Genomic DNA, 17589 nt, shown 5'->3' with positions numbered 1-17589 from the left:
GATTAGATGGTTGTTAAAAATGTGGTTAGCTATGAGGTTTTTAATGTTTTTTCTACTCTTAAGCGTTGTACCGGTTTCGGCGTCGGTATTTGGTCAGGATGCTAAAGTGTCTTTGCAGGTAGAAAAGGCATCTCTTGAAAAGGTAATGAGCATTTTGGAGAAATCCACGGATTACAGGTTTGTCTACCAAAACAGTCAGGTGGAATCTGTGGGTAATTTGACCTTGAACTTTAAGGATTCCGACATTCGGGAGGTGATGACGGAATGTTTAAGAGGGTCCGGTTTGACGTTTAGCGTGGTAGGCGTGAATGTCGTGATTGTTCCGTTGGGAGAGAAACCACAGGTGCAAAAGGAGAACAAGAAAGAAAAACAAGTGAAAGGACGGGTTACGGATAAGGAAGGACTTCCAATACCGGGAGTTTCCGTATTGATTGATAGTACCACGTTGGGTGTGGTAACGGATATCGAGGGAAATTACGTGTTGACCTATCCGGAAATGAGTAATGTGCGTTTACGTTTTTCTTTTATCGGGATGCAGACGAAATACGTGACGGTGGGTAACAACACGGTTATTAACGTGGTTCTGGAAGAGGAAGTGAATCGTTTGGAAGAGGTGGTGGCCGTCGGGTACGGAACCACGAAAGCAAAGGATATGACCGGGGCGGTATCTCGTTTAGGGAAGAAAGAAATCGAAACGGCACCGATGGGGGCTTCTATTCAATCCATGTTGCAGGGACGGGCTCCGGGTGTGAACGTGATGATTGGTTCGGCATCTCCGACCTCGCCGGTATCGGTGATTATCCGGGGATCTTCTTCTTTGTCCGGAGATTCTCAACCGTTGTGGGTGATTGACGGGGTTCCCGAATATTCGGCTGGGACTTCCGGTAATATATCCAACACCTTGTATAATTTGAATTTGTTGGATGTAGAGACAATAGATATTCTAAAAGATGCATCCGCCACGGCAATTTATGGTTCGAGAGCTGCAAACGGGGTTGTATTGGTGACAACTAAACGAGGGAAAAAAGGTATGACTCCGACACTGGAATTTTCTGCCCGTTACGGGATTCAGACGATGAATGCGAATGATTTCGGGGTGTTGAATGCCGAAGAATATATTGCCTTATCAAAAGCTGCCGTGCGAGCTAGTTTCTTCACGAGAGGAACCTTGGATTATTTTACCCGGAAGTATATTGATGAGGCGAAATTTAACGCTGCCACGAATAATAGTCAATTTGATTTGGAGACATTAGTGGATGATTTCTTCTTGGAGGATGCTTATTATGATGGTGATACCGATTGGTGGGATTTGATGACACATAATGCCGCAACGCAGGATTATAGTTTGGGAATCCGCGGGGGATCGAAAGAATCGTCTTATAATGCTTCTTTCTTTTATAAAGATCAGAAAGGAATCGTGAAAGGTGGTAGCTCTAAGTTGTTAGGTGGTAGTTTCAATTTTGATGCCTCTGTTCGGGAGGTGATTCGTTTCAAATTGGGCTTGCGGGCAACATCCCGTGTGACGAATGACAAGGATGATATGATCAGTACAATTTTGGATATGCGCCCGGATTACCCGGCTTATCTGGAAGACGGATCGATCAATATGATCAGTTATTACGTGGAGAATCCTCTTTTCTCGTTGAAAAATACGAAAGAAGGGAAAGGAAAAGATTTCACGGGATCATTGGGGTTGGAATGGGATATTATTCCCGGGCTTACTTTACGGACGAACGGGACGTTGAAGTATGGTATTAATAAGAATTTGACTTACGACCGTAAATATTATGATGACGGAACAAGTTCTTCAACGGTTTCTAAGAATGAATCATATACCTATGTATGGGATAACACGTTGAATTATCTTAACACGTTTGGAGATCATAATCTGGTCGGTTTGTTGGGATTCTCCATTGAGAAGTACGAATCAGACGGATTGTCGGCATCAGGTTCGAATTTCCCGGATGATGAGGTATTAACGAATTTGGGTAGTGCGGCAACTAAAAACTCGATAGCTTCAAGTTATGCTTCTAACACGTTGGTTTCTACTTTTGCCCGTGTGGAGTATAAATTCAAAAATCGTTATCTTGCGACGTTTACTTTCCGTGCGGATGGTTCTTCTAAATTCGGGCCGGATAAACGTTGGGGATATTTCCCGTCGGGAGCTTTAGCTTGGATTATTTCCGACGAGAGTTTCTTGAAAGATTATTCTCATATTGTTTCTTACTTGAAATTGAGAGCTTCTATCGGAAAGACCGGATCACAGAATTTGGGTAATTATGACTGGAGAACGTTGATGGGATCAGCGACGTACAATAACGCACCGGGAATAAAACCCTCTTCGCTGGGGAATGATATTTTACAATGGGAATCTCAGGTACAAAAAGAAATTGGTTTGGATTACGGATTCTGGGATGATCGTATCCGGGGATCTATCGGTTATTACCAGAAAAAGGTCGATAACTTGTTGTACAGTGATCCTGTACCTTATTCATCTTCTTTCTCTTCAGTAACCCAGAATATTGGTTCTTTGAAGAATAATGGTTTCGAGTTTGACGTTAAAGTGGATATTATCAAGAATGCTCAGAAGGATTTGACTTGGGATTTTGATTTCAACGTGGCTAGAAATGTTACGACACTGGAAAAATTGAATAGTGAGGATGAGTATTTTGGTGGTGGTGCATATCAATATTTCAAAATTGATGTTGGAGGAAAAACCGGAATTTTGTATGGTTACAAGTATGGTGGTCGATTGATCCGGACAAATGAGGAGTTGGTGGCCTTGAAAACGGTGAATCCGGAAACAGGACAACAGCAATATTACCGGGATAATAATAATTATGAACGTCCGGGAGATTTGTACATCATGGATTTGGATGGAGACGGACAGATCACGGCTGATGGCGACCGTACAGAAATAGGTAATGCGAATCCCGATTTCTTCGGGGGATTCGGTTCTACGGTTTATTGGAAAGGATTGATGGTGAACGCCACCTTTACTTATTCGGTCGGGGCTGATCGTTTCTATGATGAAGAAAAAAATAGTGCCGGGGATATGAACGTGTACAATACATCCAAGAACGTGTTGAAGTCTTGGACGATGAATCCGGGTGTGGATCGGGGTTATCCAAGAGCCATGTATTATGGTTGGGGATCAAATTCCATTATCACGGATCGCTATGTTCACGATGCATCTTTCATGAGATTATCCGCTTTGAATATTAGTTATCGTTTGCCTCGTCGTTTATTCGGTTCCAGCATAGTGAATGCGATTGATATAACATTCCAAGCAACGAATTTGTTCACTTGGACGAAATATCCGGGAATGGACCCGCAGGGAAACTTCAGCACGTCTTACAGTGCATTTTATAATATGGGTATTGATTACAGCTCTTACCCGTCAGCAAGAACCTACAATTTGGGAATAAAAATAACTTTAAAATAAGATATGATGAAGAGATTAAGTTATTATATCATGTTGTTGGGGATCGTGTTCTTTACTTCATGTGAGGATTTTTTGGATCAGGTTCCCAAACATAATTTGACACTGGATAATGCCGTCACGGATTATAGTGGGGCAAAAAATATTCTGAACGGGATGTACTCGATTGTAGCTTCCAACTCTGCATTCGGAGGTGCGACTTGGTGTCGCTTGTCTTCACAGGGAGGATTTTACTCGTCATACACGGTTAATTTTAATATGGCCTATAAAGAAGGTTCTAATGACATGGATGGAACTTGGCAGGCCTTGTATTCTTTGGTGAACTCTGCAAATGCGGCAATAGAGGCGATCTCAAACTTGGCAGAGAATAAGTTTCCGACACCGGAACGTAAGCAGGAAATGTTGGCTGAAGCCCGGTGTATGCGGGGCTGGGCTTACACGAATTTGTTCTGGTTGTTCGGGAGATGGTGGGATGCGGATGATTCGGCTTATGGAATTTTGTATCGGGATAAGATGTCAAATTTGAGTAATCTGCAGGTACCTCGTAGTAGTGTCGGGGAATCGTACACGAAGATCTTTGAAGATTTGGATGATGCAATCGCCAATATGCCGGACTTCACGACTTCTCGTAGTTTATCCCGTCAGATGGCACAGGTGTTGAAGGCAAAAATCTTACTTTATCGAGGGGCAATGCGTGGTTCTACGCAAGATTTGAAGGATGCGTTGACACTAGTGGAGACTGTAAAACGGGATGCACCTTCCGGTTGGCAGATGGAATCGGATATAGCAGCCATGTATGAAGTGGGTTGGGATTCGAAAGAGGTCTTGTGGGCAAGGTATTTGGGAGATTTTGCCAGTACGACGAGTTACGAGTTTGACTATTCGTATAATATCGGTTATAATAATACCTATTCGGATATTGCAACCGGGTGGCTGGAAGAAGATCCCCGTTACGAGGTTGTCATGGATTCCGCCCGGGCTCCCGAGACTTGGGATACAAAGATGGTGTTTACTCCGGTGAAATTATATCATGGAGGACGGTATGATGCGAAAGATGCTCCATACGCGACCTATTATTTCCGCTATGCCGAGTTGTATCTTATGGAATCTGAGTTGAAAGCCCGTTTGGATGATTATTCTTTGGAAGAAGCATTGAAGCCTTTGAATGATATGCGGGCATGCCGGACAAACCCTGTGTTACCAGCTTTATCTCCCGGAAGTAAGAAAGATTTGTTGAGAGCGATATTCCGGGAAATCTGGGTAGAACAGTTCTTGGAAAATGGAAGCGAGTATTTTGCCTCTTTGCGATTTATAAATGACACGGATGCCAGTGCGGCCCAGAATAAACCTTGGATATATACGCTGAAACCGGATGTGAATTTCACGGAAAATCAGTATTGTTGGCCGATCCCGGAGAACGAACGGTTAAAAAATCCTCTGGCAGTACAGAATCCGGAACTTGGTAATTGATGTTTGACAAAACAAGTAAATATATGAGATTTATGAGAAATTTGTGGTTTATATTCATTCTGATTATAGCTTTTATGGCATGTTCCGATGATAAGGATGTGCTGGCGCCTGTACCGAATGATGTGACGCTGAATGAACTGGAGTTGGATCGTTTTACTCATGCGATCCCGGACGGCGGCTTTACTTCGAAAGCGGCTCACAGGAATTCCGTAACGTTTAATACAAAGAAAAATAATGACGGGACGTATGCCGGGTTTGCTTATTCGAACCGGAATAACCGTTCCTTTACGTGGACGGCTACTCAAGAGGCTTTGGATTCAAATATTTATAGTGTGTACACGAGATTTCCCAATGCGAATGAAGTATATGCTGTTGGACGGGTTGAGGGCGATGATACTTATTTTACGCTGGGAACTCCGGCCGTGGTAGAACATATTTTAGTGGCCAATACGACTTATACCTATTTGGCATTAGTATATGGGGATCAGTACGGAACAGAAGAAGAGCCGGTTGCTAATCCCAATATTCCGGGTAGTGCGAATAAAAAAGGGGTATGGTTCACGAATGTTCCGGGAGGTGTGAAGAAGATGGTGGATGACGATAAGGATTTCTACAAATTGATCATTACGGGATATAACGGAGAGACAGAAACCGGTCAGGTAGAGTTTTATTTGTGTACCCGGAAGGGTGATCCGAATCATCCGGATTGGAGCTTGGTGATTAACGATTGGTATAAGGTGGATTTAAGTTCCTTGGGAGAAGTGTCGAAAGTTGTATTCCATGTGGCATCATCGGATATAGAGGCCGGAACTGGTCGGATGAGAACCCCACCGTATTTCTGTCTTGACGGGATTAGGATTAAAGAATAAATTCAATGAACAGGGACTGGCCAAAAAGTCATTAGATTTCAAAAAACTCCTCCGTCACTTCGTGCCACCTCCTCTATAAACAGAGGAGGAGCTGGTGACTCATTCTGAAGATAGAGAGTATTTCAACACTCCCTCTGTTTATAGAGGGAGTACCCCGAAGGGGGGAGGGAGTTGGAGAAATGACTTTGAGGACAGCCCCTGTATAATATGAATAAAAATTACTGTATGAAAAGAATTGTGTGTTTATTGATATGCGTATGTGGCTATTTTCAGCTATTTTCGCAAGGAGTCGATTTTAAGCAAATCACGCTGAAGGAGGCTTTGGAGCAAGCAAAGGCTCAAGGAAAGATGGTGTTTATGGATTGTTACACGACGTGGTGCGGCCCTTGTAAAATGATGACGGAGGAGGTATTCCCTCAAAAGGAAGCTGGGGACTTTTTTAATGCTCATTTCGTGAATGTCAAGTTTGATATGGAGAAAGGAGAAGGAAAGGAACTTTCCAAGCAATTTAAAATACGGGCATACCCGACCTTTTTACTTTTGAATCCGGAGGGGAAGGAAACGTATCGGGTTGTTGGAGGCGGAGAACTTCAAGAGTTCATTCTTCGGGTAAAGAGAGGTTTGCAGAAAGAAAATACATTGGAGGTATTGGAAAAGGAGTACAAGACCGGAAAGATGACGAAAAAACGTATGTTGGATTATGTATTGACGTTACAAGATACCTATGATAATGAGCGTTTAAAAGTGGTGGCGGATGAATTGGTAAAGCGTTTGACTTCTAAAGAAAAAATGGCTAAGCCTTATTGGGTAATATACGAGGATAGTTTCCTTTCTCCTTTGACATCCGATAATTTTGCTTTTCTGTTAAAGAATAAAGCGGCTTTTGAAAAGAGTATTGGGGAAGAAAAAGTAAATCAGAAAATTGCTTCTGCCTATTCCGGTATGTTATATAGTTATGTTGCTGGGTTTGCAAAGAAAGAGGATGTCGGGCGGTTGGATGTGATGCAACAGCAATTGAATGAATATGACCTGCCGGGTAAGGAATACCTTCGAACTAAATTGGCCTTGGCTTATGCCCGTTGTAACGAGGATGTAAATGAGATGATTTCAATTTTGGAACGGGAAGTACAGAATTTGCCGCAGGCAGAACTGTGGACTTTGGCAACTTCTTTGCAATTTGTGGAGAAAAAGGGAGATAAACAGCAATGGCAAAGAGTTGCTGCATTGGGAGATCAGTTCGTGGAATCGGCAGCCGGAGAAGATTTAAAAGGATATTTGAAATCTTTTTTCAGTCGTTTTAAGAAGTTGGCTTCTGTCGGAGTGTATTGGGAGGATCTGACTTTGGAACAAGCTTTGAAGAAAGCGGAAAGGGCAAAAAGTATGGTATTCCTGGATTGTTACACTTCTTGGTGTGGTCCTTGTAAATACATGACTTCAAATGTGTTCCCGCAGGAGATTGTGGGTGATTATTTTAACGAGCATTTTGTGTGTCTCAAGGTTGATATGGAGAAAGGAGAAGGGCCGGAATTAGCCAAGCGTTACGGCATACGAGCTTTCCCGACGTTCTTGATTTTGCGTCCTGATGGTAGCGTGTATCACAAATTACTCGGTTCCGGTGAGGCGGATGAATTTTTGAAACGTGTACAAGAAGGAATGGAAGAAGAGAATTCCACGGGGTATCTGGACCGATTGTATGAAGAGGGAAACCGGGATAAGGCTTTCCTATCAAGGTATATTCTGTCTCTGTTGTCTATATATGAGGAGAATAAGGCGAAGGAAGTGAGTGCTGTCTTATTGGGATTGTTGGATGAGTCTGAAAAGGTGGATAGTAGTTACTGGTTTATTTTTGAAAGTCCGGCGTTGACTAAAAAGGGAACAGATCATTTTAAATATTTGGTAGATCATCGGGAGGAGTTCATCCGGTCTTTGGGTAAAACGAAGGTTGATAATAAGTTATATGCCGTGTATTATAATCAGTTGAGTTATATCTTGAAAGGGTATGATAAAAAAAGTACAATAGAAGATGTGGTAAACATGAAAAACGAGATTAAATCTTTTAAGTTGGAAAAACGAAAAGAGTTGTCTGCATGTATTGATATAACGGAAGCCTATCTGAAGAAAGATGTAAAGGGCTTGTATAGCCGTTGTAAAAAAGGATTTAAATTGTTTCATGATGACGAAGCGATGAATATTGCGTTCCCGGTATTAAAATATCTGAAAACGGAAATGGAATCAGAGGAGGATTTACAAAAGTTGGTTCTCATGTTGGAGGCAAATATAGAAAATGAGTCTCTGAGAGAATATATTTCAATGAATACAGGGCAATAGTTTGTGTGTGAATGAGAATTATTTTCTTGTAATTAATATTGTCTGTTGTTTGTGTTAAGGGGCTATATAGCCCCTTAAATTTATAAATAGATTTTAATTTTATAAAGAAAAAGAGACTATATTGAAACATAATGAAATAAATCATTTCGTTTTTACATTTTCATTTCTATCTTTGTTTTACGTAAAGAGGAAATAAATAAAGCGTAAGTGTATGCAGGAACAAACTTCAATAAAAATCCAAGGATTAACGGTTGGTGACAGAAAAGTGTATCAACAGATCTTTGATACTTTTTATCATAGTTTGTGTTTGTTCACGCACCGTTTTATTGATGATCTTTCTGTTTGTGAGGATTGTGTGCAAGAGGCGTTTATTTCCTTGTGGGATAATCGGGAGGAAATGGCATCCGCGGCTCATGTGAAATCCTTTTTGTATCAAGTCAGCCGTAATAACGCACTGAATCATTTGAAACATGAGCGGGTGAAGAGTGAGTATATGGCCAAAGGAGTGCAGGAACTGGAATCACAGGTTTGTTTTATCAATTACGTGATCGAAGAAGAGGCAGAACGGATATTGGCTGAGACAGAACAAGAATTGGCACCGAAATGCAGGGAAATTTTCAAGCTTGCCATGCAAGGGAAAGATAACGAGGAAATTGCCCGCTTGCTGGGAGTTTCGGAGAACACGGTGAAAACGCAGAAAAAGATCGCCTATAAAAAGTTAAAACAGAAAATAGCAGAAGTAACGATGTTACTCCTACTATTGAATCAAGTGGTTGGTGAGTGATTACGGTTTTTGATAAACCCATTTTATAGCATCTCCCACAACCCATTGTCCGGGTAAACCGATATCATATAGGGAGACCGAGCATTCTCCTTCTGGTAACATAAATTCTCCAATGAACACCCATTTGGAAGTTTGGGGTGCATGGACTTTAATCTTTTTTTCTCTGTTGTTGTAGGATATGGAGTAGCAATATTGTATGTCCCGAATGGGTTCTTGGGTAATCATACTTCTACTGCGTTCGTGACGATGAGAGATATTTGGAATATAAGCATATATCTTGTATTTACCTTTTTTGTTAATGGGAGTTGTCCAGGTCAGTAAACCTTCTCCTTTACCTGTTCTTTTTCTGAGACAGCTCAAACAATATTCTCCGAAACAGTCGGGCATAAGTGTGTATTCCCAATGGGATACTGCTGTAGAGGAATGCGTGTGGTGATTATGATCTAGCCTTAGGAAACGTTTTAGCCAGGGGGCTGGAGGATCCGTGATTTGAAAATTGTTATCCTCGTTATCAACGATGATTTCATTTTTGGGAGGAAAGAAGATTGTGGGAGAGATGGATTCTTCCCCAGTGATGGTGTCTCTGGTGGATTCTATTCCTTTTTCTAGCGTGATCGTCTTATCATGAAAATTAAAAATGTTTGGACGGTTTTTTGACAACCCGGTATAAATGCTATGTGAAATAACTGGATTCGGACATATAAATATAATTTTTTTGGCTTCTCTGGCTTTCACAGAAAATGTGCGAGGTGTATAGAGAATCCTGTCGATCTGATGTTCAGGTCCAGCTTTGAAAATGGCAGTTCCTAAGTGCATAGCAATGACTCCATCCACATCACTTTGGTTTAAAACGTCAAATTCCATTCTAAATTTGGTGTGAGGAGTCCAAGGATCTCCTTCTTCTTCTGTGGGTGATAAAATTCGTTTTACCCGAAAGTTTTTTACTTGAAAAGCGGGTAGCTCTTGACAGTCAAAGTATTCCGGGAAAATTTCGGATAGGTGCCATCCAAATTTTTTTGAAAAAGCATCGTCAAAAGTTTGAAAATCAGTTTGTCGGAAACGATTGGTTGTCATAAAATCTTGTACGAATACGTGAAAATCCGTGGAGGTAGTTCCTTTAAGAATGATTTGTGAGAGTAGATCATTTGCTTTTAGTTCATTAATTTGATTTATGATCTCAAAGGAAAGTGTCTTATCCGAGAGAGCTGTCCGATAACTTTTCCCATTTAAATAGTCCAAGGCTTTTTGTTGGGAGTCTAGAGGTGCTGCATTGGGATTTCTGTTTTCCCATGGTCTTTTCACGATCTGATTTAAGAGACTATTGATCGTTGGGTATTTGTGAGAGTAAATATGGTTTATGCAATAAAAAAATAGAGGATTGAAGTTGTATATGTTGTAAATTGATTCGTAATGCCATGTTGTTCCTAACTTTAGGTGGGAGAGTGGGCCTTCTTCCCAAGATGTTAGAATATGTTCATTGTTAAGTCGCCAGTATATACTATATTTGAAAGGTTCAATCCACTCAGATATTTCAAAACGTAACCATTTCTTAGCAAAGGCTCTAATTCTTCCATTTAATATACCGATCCCTCTTTCCGGACACAATACCATTTCGGGTTGTATCATCTCGCTTCCTCCTGTTGCCGGGTGATAGTGGGAGGTGAAGGTAACCGGGGTTTCTACGAGGCGCAAGCGGTTAAATAGATAGGAAGATTTTCTTTCATATTCTATGGTCTCTTTCATATCCCTGATCTTGTCGGGGAGTGAAGTTAATTGTTGTTCAATCGAGGAGAGAACCTCGAAGTTGTTTTTTGACATGTACAGCTCGTAGGTCACGCTGTCCACGGTTATCTCCCGTTTCTCGTATTTCCCGATACATAGCGATATGTTCCTTTGAGGGTGTTCGTTTTCAAACCGGGTACCTGATGCCGTCTCGTGGCGTGAGCCTTGGGAAATAGCTGTAAGTCGGCTGGGGTGATCGACGGTTAAGGTGTAGCGGGTGAAATCGCACGGGGTGTTATAGGGATGTGCGGGGTTTACGGGTGGAGAAGTAACCGGGTACCAGAGGCATTCGGGTGTGAGCAAGATGTAATCTTTTTCGAGGAAGGCGTATCGATGGCCGAACCTGCAGGATAGATAGTGACGGTTATCAATGTCAAATTCTTTCTGTCGTTTCGGGATGTAGAGGTAGCAGATTCCTTCATCGATAGTTCCTTGATACTGAATGTTAAGGGTGAGAGTATCACCGGGAGAAACAGGTCGGGAGATCACGATAGCCTGAGCCTCTCTCGTGAAAGGCACGGGAGATAGGTTTTCTTGTATGCTTGTAACTTCTAGGGAGGGGTTCAGGTAAAGGATGATTTTCGATAGGCTTGTGCTAGTCGGGTTATGTAGCGATACCTGGCTTTCCACGTGAGCCTGTTTCTCTTGGTAGGTAAACCGGATGTCATGAGTGATGATGTTCATCTTGTTTGGAGAGTCGTGCTTCTCGTACACGGATTCATAGAGTGCGTGGCGTCGTTCGACTTGCTCGTGATGGTTGTACGTGATAAACCCTGCCAATAATCCCACGAAAAGTAAGAGTATCCCGGAACAGACAGCCCGTTGGCGGCCGTTGATCTTGTTGGGGATACGGGGCAGGCCACTGATGGCGAGCGTGATGAACCCAATTCCCAGCAAGAGGAAAGTTGTTCGGTGGAGCAAAAAACCGGGTAAATCGGCCATCCCCGTGAAGCCGGAAAACGTGTAGGGAAGGAGGATGCCGAGAGGATCGAATAGCCCGTGGTAAAGGGTGGATAGGAAGAGGATATCCACGGAGAGGTAAACTAGCATAAAAAAGGTGGTGACGGTTCCGTTTTTAAAGCAACGAGCGGCAAGGAAAGAGGTGATACCCACGACGAAAACAATGGTGGGAAGGAATAGTGTCACCAAGTAGAACAAATAGATAAGGGGCTGGAAAGAGGTCGGGGAGGCGAAAAGATTGATTAACCCGGCTAGGGCGAGCGAGATACTTCCCATGATCATGAAGGCAATGATGATCCCGAGTATAAAGCCTGTCGAGTAGGTATCGTTTCCTTGCGGGTGAATGAGCAGGGCTTCCAGCGTGTTGTATTTTTTTTGCTTGTGTACCCAGAATCCCATGGTGGCAAGGGGGAACACCAGGAGTAGGTTAAACATGTAAGCGTTTTGCGTGGGAATGAAGGAAGGTAGGACAAGGGTGTACTCGACGGGAATGTTGAACATGTCACTTTGGAATGATACCTGGTATGCGATGAGTAGAGGGATCAAGACCATGAATGCAACACGGAAAGTTTTATTTCGCCATATTTCCGTGAAAGAGTACCGGGTAATTAACCAAAGTTGATGCAGGTTCATAAGTAGTTTTTTACTACTAATACAGTTCAGAGCGTTTTTGGGGTGAAAAATGGAAATAGATTCTACACGTTATACCCTAATTCAACCTAAATAAAGAAGTAATGCAACCCAAATAATCTCACTCATTCAGAGCTCATTCGAAGCTTAATCGTTGCTCAGACATTGGGGGATGGCGAAGCTCTGAGGGAGCTTCGAGTGTTCTTCGAATAAGTGGGATTATTTCCCTAGAATTTCCTACAGTTTACTTTAGGTTCTTGTTAGGATTTCATTCTTTACCATCATTTGTTATCCCGATAGTTTCGAATTTGTTTAAACTTTACCGAGAATGGATAAAAATACTAGATATTGGTAATTCAGAATGTGATGATCGTAAAAAGAATTGTTTAAATTTGTTGGAAATTTGGCTTTTAGAGGGTGATTTTGTAATAAATGCTCTTGATGTGTCATAAAATAATCAATAAAATTTGAATTAGGTTTTCACCCTGATCTTGTTGTGAATTGTATTAGGATAAAACGATCGTTTAATGCGTTTGTAAATAGGAGCCTTCTGGGCTCGTTTTTTTTAATTCTAAAAAATCGTTTATTCTAATTATCAATTCGTTAGTATTTGTCTTTCATTTTCATCTTTCAATGTCATTAAACGATCCTTTTTTGATCGAATCAAAAATTTGGAAGATGGAAAATTTAGAAAAAGGTATAGAAGTTTCTCAGTTGATAGTGAAGGACTTGCAGGGATGTATTTCTCCGGAAGAGAAAGTTATGTTAGACAAGTGGTTGGAGGAAAGTCCTGAAAATAGAGAAGTATATCATCGTGTGCAGGGGCGGGTAAATCGGGACGAGCGGCAGAGAATCATTCGACAATTAAATAAACGTGCGGCTTGGGAGCGGGTAGATAGGAATACGAAAGAGTATAAACATTCTATTTTGAGGCGGTGTATGAGGTATGCAGCTACAATTGTATTGCCTTTATTCGTTGTTGGAATTGGCTTTTATCTGACTAGAGATAAGGAGGAAATTCATCCGGTAGCCGAAGTGGTGACAATTGCTCCGGGAGTAACAAAAGCGGAATTGGTGTTGGCAGATGGGCATAAAGTGATTTTGGGCACGGAAACCGTAGATTCGTTAGCAAGTGAAGGGGGGGTGAATATCGTGAAGGATGGGAATGGGGTATCTTATCTAGGAAATAAAGAAGAAGGTGATTTGGCTTATAATATTATGCGCGTACCCCGTGGAGGTGAATTTAAGGTGAGGTTACAAGATGGGACATTGGTCTATATGAATTCGGAGACCGAGTTAAAATATCCGGTACGTTTTGTAGGAAAGGAGAGACGGGTGTATCTGTCGGGAGAGGCTTATTTCGAGGTACAGCGAGATACAGCGAAGCCTTTTATCGTGGTTATGAATGGGAATGAGGTTCGGGTGCTGGGTACCGAATTTAATGTTCGTTCTTATAAGGATGAGAAATGTCAATTTACGACGTTGGTAACAGGAAAGGTGTTGTTGACAACTTCTGATCGTAAATGCATGGAATTATTACCCAATGAACAAGGAATTGTTGATCCGCAAGGGGAGTTGAGAAAAGAACAAGTGGATGTTGCTCTTTACACGGCTTGGAAAGATGGTAATTTCGTGTTTCGAAAACAATGTTTGGAGAATATAATGGAGATTGTCGAAAGGTGGTATGACTTGAAAGTGACCTTTGAAGACGAGTGGTGTAAACAAGTTAGTTTTTCCGGTAACGTGGAGCGATATGATGATTTTAGTAAGCTGGCAGAAATGCTGGAGGCTACCGGGAGCGTGAAGTTTAAAATAAAGAATAATGAGATCTATGTAACCAAAAGATAAAAAGAAAAAGATGGAATACTTGCACTATTCCACCTTTAGTACCAGTGTGACTGGCATTGTTTTACTTAAAATACAAATGTATGAAAAAAAAGCGAATTGTACATCTTCTCCCGAAAAGAAGGTTATTAAAAACATGGTTGATTATGAGGTTTATCGTCCTGTTTATGTGCGTGTCCGCAATGCAGCTGACGGCTGCGGTGTACAGCCAAGAAGTAAAAGTGACGTTGTCTGTGAAAGACGCTTCTTTTGAGAGTGTGATCCGTCTGTTAGAAGCAAACACGGAATACACGTTTCTTTATGAGGATCGGCATATTGCCGAAATTGGAGGTTTAAATCTGAATTTCCGAGAAACGGATATTAAGGTTGTGTTGGATAAATGTCTGCAAGGAACAAATTTGAGCTATCGCTTGATGAATAATCACACGATCGTGATCCAACGGGGTGTGGCGGTTGACACGACAAAACAGAAAGCTCCTCAAAAGATGTCTGTTTCCGGAGTAGTTAAGGACGTGAAGGGTGAGGTTTTGCCCGGAGTAACGATTCGGATAAAAAACACGCAATTGGGATTCGTGACGGATATTGATGGAAAATTTAAGTTTGATTTTCCAAAACAGGATACGGTGGTTTTAATTTTCTCCTTCGTGGGTTACAAGACTCAAGAATTTCAGGTGAAAAATGACAAACCGATCACGATTGTCCTGAAAGAAGATGTGACGGAAATGGATGAGGTGGTTGTTACCGGTATTTTCACGAAAGCAAAAGAGAGTTACACGGGGGCGGTAACTACAATTACTGCGAAAGATCTCCAACGGGTTGGAAATCGGAATCTGGTGTCTTCTATCCGGAATATTGACCCAAGTTTTAATATTGCGGACAATATTGATATTGGTTCGGACCCGAATAAATTACCTGATATTACAGTACGTGGTTCTTCCAGTCTGGATGTCGGTGTAAGAGATTTGCAGGAAGATTCTAGGAGTACGCAATCTACAAACCAACCCTTGTTTATCATGGACGGTTTTGAGATTACTTTGGAACGAATGATGGACTTGGATGAGAATCAAGTGGAGAGTATTACTCTTTTGAAGGATGCCAGTGCTACAGCGATGTATGGAACTCGTGGAGCGAATGGTGTTGTAGTTATCGTGACGAAAAAGCCGGAAGCGGGACGTATCCGGGTAACTTACAAAGGTAGTTTGAATATTGAGGCGCCGGACTTGACATCTTACGACTTACTGGATGCCAGAGAGAAATTGCAGTACGAGTGGGCTGCCGGATTGTATGAGAATACAAATGCCAATCAAACACAAGAGCTATGGGATTTGTATAATCAACGTAAGATGGATGCCGAGCGGGGAGTGAATACGTATTGGTTGAAATATCCTGTGAGAACAGGCGTGGGACATAAACATAGTTTACGTTTTGAAGGTGGAGATGAAGTTTATCGTTATTCGGTCGGTTTGTCGTATAATGATATTGCCGGTGCCATGAAAGGATCAAACCGGAGAACATTTAACGGGAATGTTTTTCTTTCATACAAATATAAAAACTTGACATTCCAAAATGATTTACAAGTTTCTTCTAACCGTTCATATAATTCTCCTTATGGAACATTTAATGATTTTGCGAAAATTAATTCTTATTGGACTCCTTATGATGAAGAAGGGAATTTGATAAAAGTGTTAGAGGATTACTACTATAATAGCCTTAATAGGAGAAATTTTGTATATAATCCACTTTATAATGCGAAGTTACCCAGTAAGGATGAGAGTCGGTACACGCAAATCCAAAATAATTTTGCGATAGAATGGCATATCTTACCGGAGTTGTTTGTCCGCGGGCGTTTGGGGATTACTTCAAAGACGGATCGTACAGATGTGTATAAATCGGCTAAACATACTGATTTTGACAATTACTCGGAAGATGATTATGGACGGAAAGGAACTTATTCGTATGGCACAGGTGAAGCTTTCAATTATGAGGCAGATTTCACGTTGAATTATTCCAAGAATTTTATGGAGAAACACCAGTTGTACGTGGGATTAGGATATAATTTTGCTCAAGAAAAGAACGAGTTTTTCACTATTTTGGCAGAAGGGATTTCTAATGTTAATATGGATTTTCTCGGTATGGCCAGTATGTATGAAAAAGATGGTCATCCACAAAGTTCAGAAGGTTTTTCTCGACGGATGGGAGGAATCGCTAACGTGAATTATACTTATGATCGTCGTTATTTTATAGATGCCTCATTCAAGATAGAAGGATCATCTAAATTTGGTAGTGATAACCGTTATGCACCATTTTGGTCTGTCGGAATTGGTTGGAACTTGCATCATGAGGCATTTATGATGGATAATAATTTGTTGAATGTTGCTCGTTTGAAACTTTCTTACGGAACATCCGGTTCTCAGGCATTTAATTCCTATCAGGCAATGACAACCTTTAAAGATTATGGAGGTTCGAGTTATCAAGGTTGGTATGGAGTCTATTTGATGGCCATGGGAAATAGCGATTTAGGATGGCAGAAAACCAAACAATTGAATGTGGGTGCTGAATTGGAATTCTTTAATGGGCGGATTCGTGTCAATGCAGATTATTATAACAAAGTAACAGATGATTTGTTGTCGGATATCACGTTACCATCATCCAGTGGTTTTGGAAGTTATAAGGCTAACGTGGGACAGGTTGCCAATACAGGTGTCGAATTAGGAGTGAATGTTTACGTGCTTCGGGATACAAAACGGGATTTGGCCTGGTTGGTCGGAGGTACTTTGGCTCATAATAAGAATGAAATTAAAAAGATTTCAAATTCGTTGGAATTTTTGAATGATCAGATGAGTTCAGAAGATGGGGGGAATCCGAGTTTCATGTACGAGGAAGGACAATCTATGAATACGATTTTCGCCGTAAAATCTAAAGGGATAGATCCTAGTAACGGTAAAGAAATATATATAAAGAAAGATGGGACGGAGACGTATACTTGGGATGCGAAAGATAAAGTACCTTGTGGTATTAATGAGCCGAAAATATGGGGTAATTTAAATACGATGTTCCGGTATAAAGGAATAACGTTGAATGCCATATTTGGTTATCGTTATGGTGGACAAATGTATAATTACACGTTAGTTAGTAAAGTAGAGAATATCAAGCCTTATGATAATGCAGATAAACGTGTATTATATGATCGTTGGAAAAATCCGGGAGATAATGCTTTCTTTAAGGGAGTACGGGATTTTACGGCGACAAATGCAACAAGTCGTTTCGTGATGGACGAGAATACATTGGAATGCCGTTCCATTTCTTTAGGATATGATTGGGAGGCTAAGTGGCTGGATCAAGTAGGCATTTCTTACTTAACCATAACGGGTTACATGGAAGATGTGTTTAGAATTTCATCCATAAAACAGGAGAGAGGTTTATCTTATCCTTTCTCTCGCAAGTTTTCAGTGTCTTTATCTGTTAGATTTTAAAAGAGT

At 41.2% G+C, this 17589-nt stretch carries 8 protein-coding genes; 7 read left to right on the top strand and 1 reads right to left on the bottom strand.

Translation table 11 applies throughout. The features are described 5' to 3' along the window. The first annotated feature begins 31 nt into the window (after positions 1 to 31). From AB5542_RS04460 to AB5542_RS04440, 5 genes are all read left to right on the top strand, one after another. Complete coding sequence (locus tag AB5542_RS04460) at positions 32 to 3445, top strand: SusC/RagA family TonB-linked outer membrane protein (RefSeq protein ID WP_368242998.1); 3414 nt, start codon at positions 32 to 34, stop codon at positions 3443 to 3445. A 6-nt stretch (positions 3446 to 3451) separates the two neighbouring features. Further along, complete coding sequence (locus AB5542_RS04455; protein ID WP_158571837.1) at positions 3452 to 4912, top strand: RagB/SusD family nutrient uptake outer membrane protein; 1461 nt, start codon at positions 3452 to 3454, stop codon at positions 4910 to 4912. Between the two features lie 32 nt (positions 4913 to 4944). Continuing rightward, complete coding sequence (locus AB5542_RS04450; protein ID WP_158571838.1) at positions 4945 to 5781, top strand: DUF4465 domain-containing protein; 837 nt, start codon at positions 4945 to 4947, stop codon at positions 5779 to 5781. Positions 5782 to 6006: 225 nt separating this feature from the next. After that, entirely contained in the window at positions 6007 to 8109 is a 2103-nt protein-coding gene (locus AB5542_RS04445) for a thioredoxin family protein (RefSeq protein WP_368242997.1), read from the top strand. A gap of 211 nt (positions 8110 to 8320) precedes the next feature. Further along, complete coding sequence (locus AB5542_RS04440; RefSeq protein ID WP_087421361.1) at positions 8321 to 8893, top strand: RNA polymerase sigma-70 factor; 573 nt, start codon at positions 8321 to 8323, stop codon at positions 8891 to 8893. Here the strand turns inward: AB5542_RS04440 and AB5542_RS04435 are convergent, their stop codons facing one another. Continuing rightward, positions 8894 to 12268 carry a hypothetical protein gene (locus tag AB5542_RS04435; protein ID WP_270544550.1) on the bottom strand — a complete coding sequence of 1125 codons (3375 nt, stop codon included), beginning with the start codon at positions 12266 to 12268 and terminating at the stop codon, positions 8894 to 8896. A gap of 675 nt (positions 12269 to 12943) precedes the next feature. Here AB5542_RS04435 and AB5542_RS04430 point away from each other — a divergent pair. Together AB5542_RS04430 and AB5542_RS04425 are read left to right on the top strand one after the other, a co-directional pair. Then, positions 12944 to 14113: a FecR family protein gene (locus AB5542_RS04430; protein ID WP_270544548.1), complete on the top strand. Its 1170-nt coding sequence runs from the start codon at positions 12944 to 12946 to the stop codon at positions 14111 to 14113. 80 nt (positions 14114 to 14193) lie between these two features. Then, positions 14194 to 17583 (top strand): SusC/RagA family TonB-linked outer membrane protein, encoded by a 3390-nt coding sequence (locus AB5542_RS04425; RefSeq protein ID WP_270544547.1) that lies wholly within the window; start codon positions 14194 to 14196, stop codon positions 17581 to 17583. Positions 17584 to 17589: the final 6 nt, after the last annotated feature.

This window comes from Butyricimonas sp. RTP31003st1_G1_RTP31003_210430, assembly GCF_040920905.1.
GTDB classification, from domain to species: domain Bacteria; phylum Bacteroidota; class Bacteroidia; order Bacteroidales; family Marinifilaceae; genus Butyricimonas; species Butyricimonas paravirosa.
The sequence above is the reverse complement of the archived record's forward strand: the minus strand, read 5'-3'. Positions and strand labels throughout refer to the sequence as shown.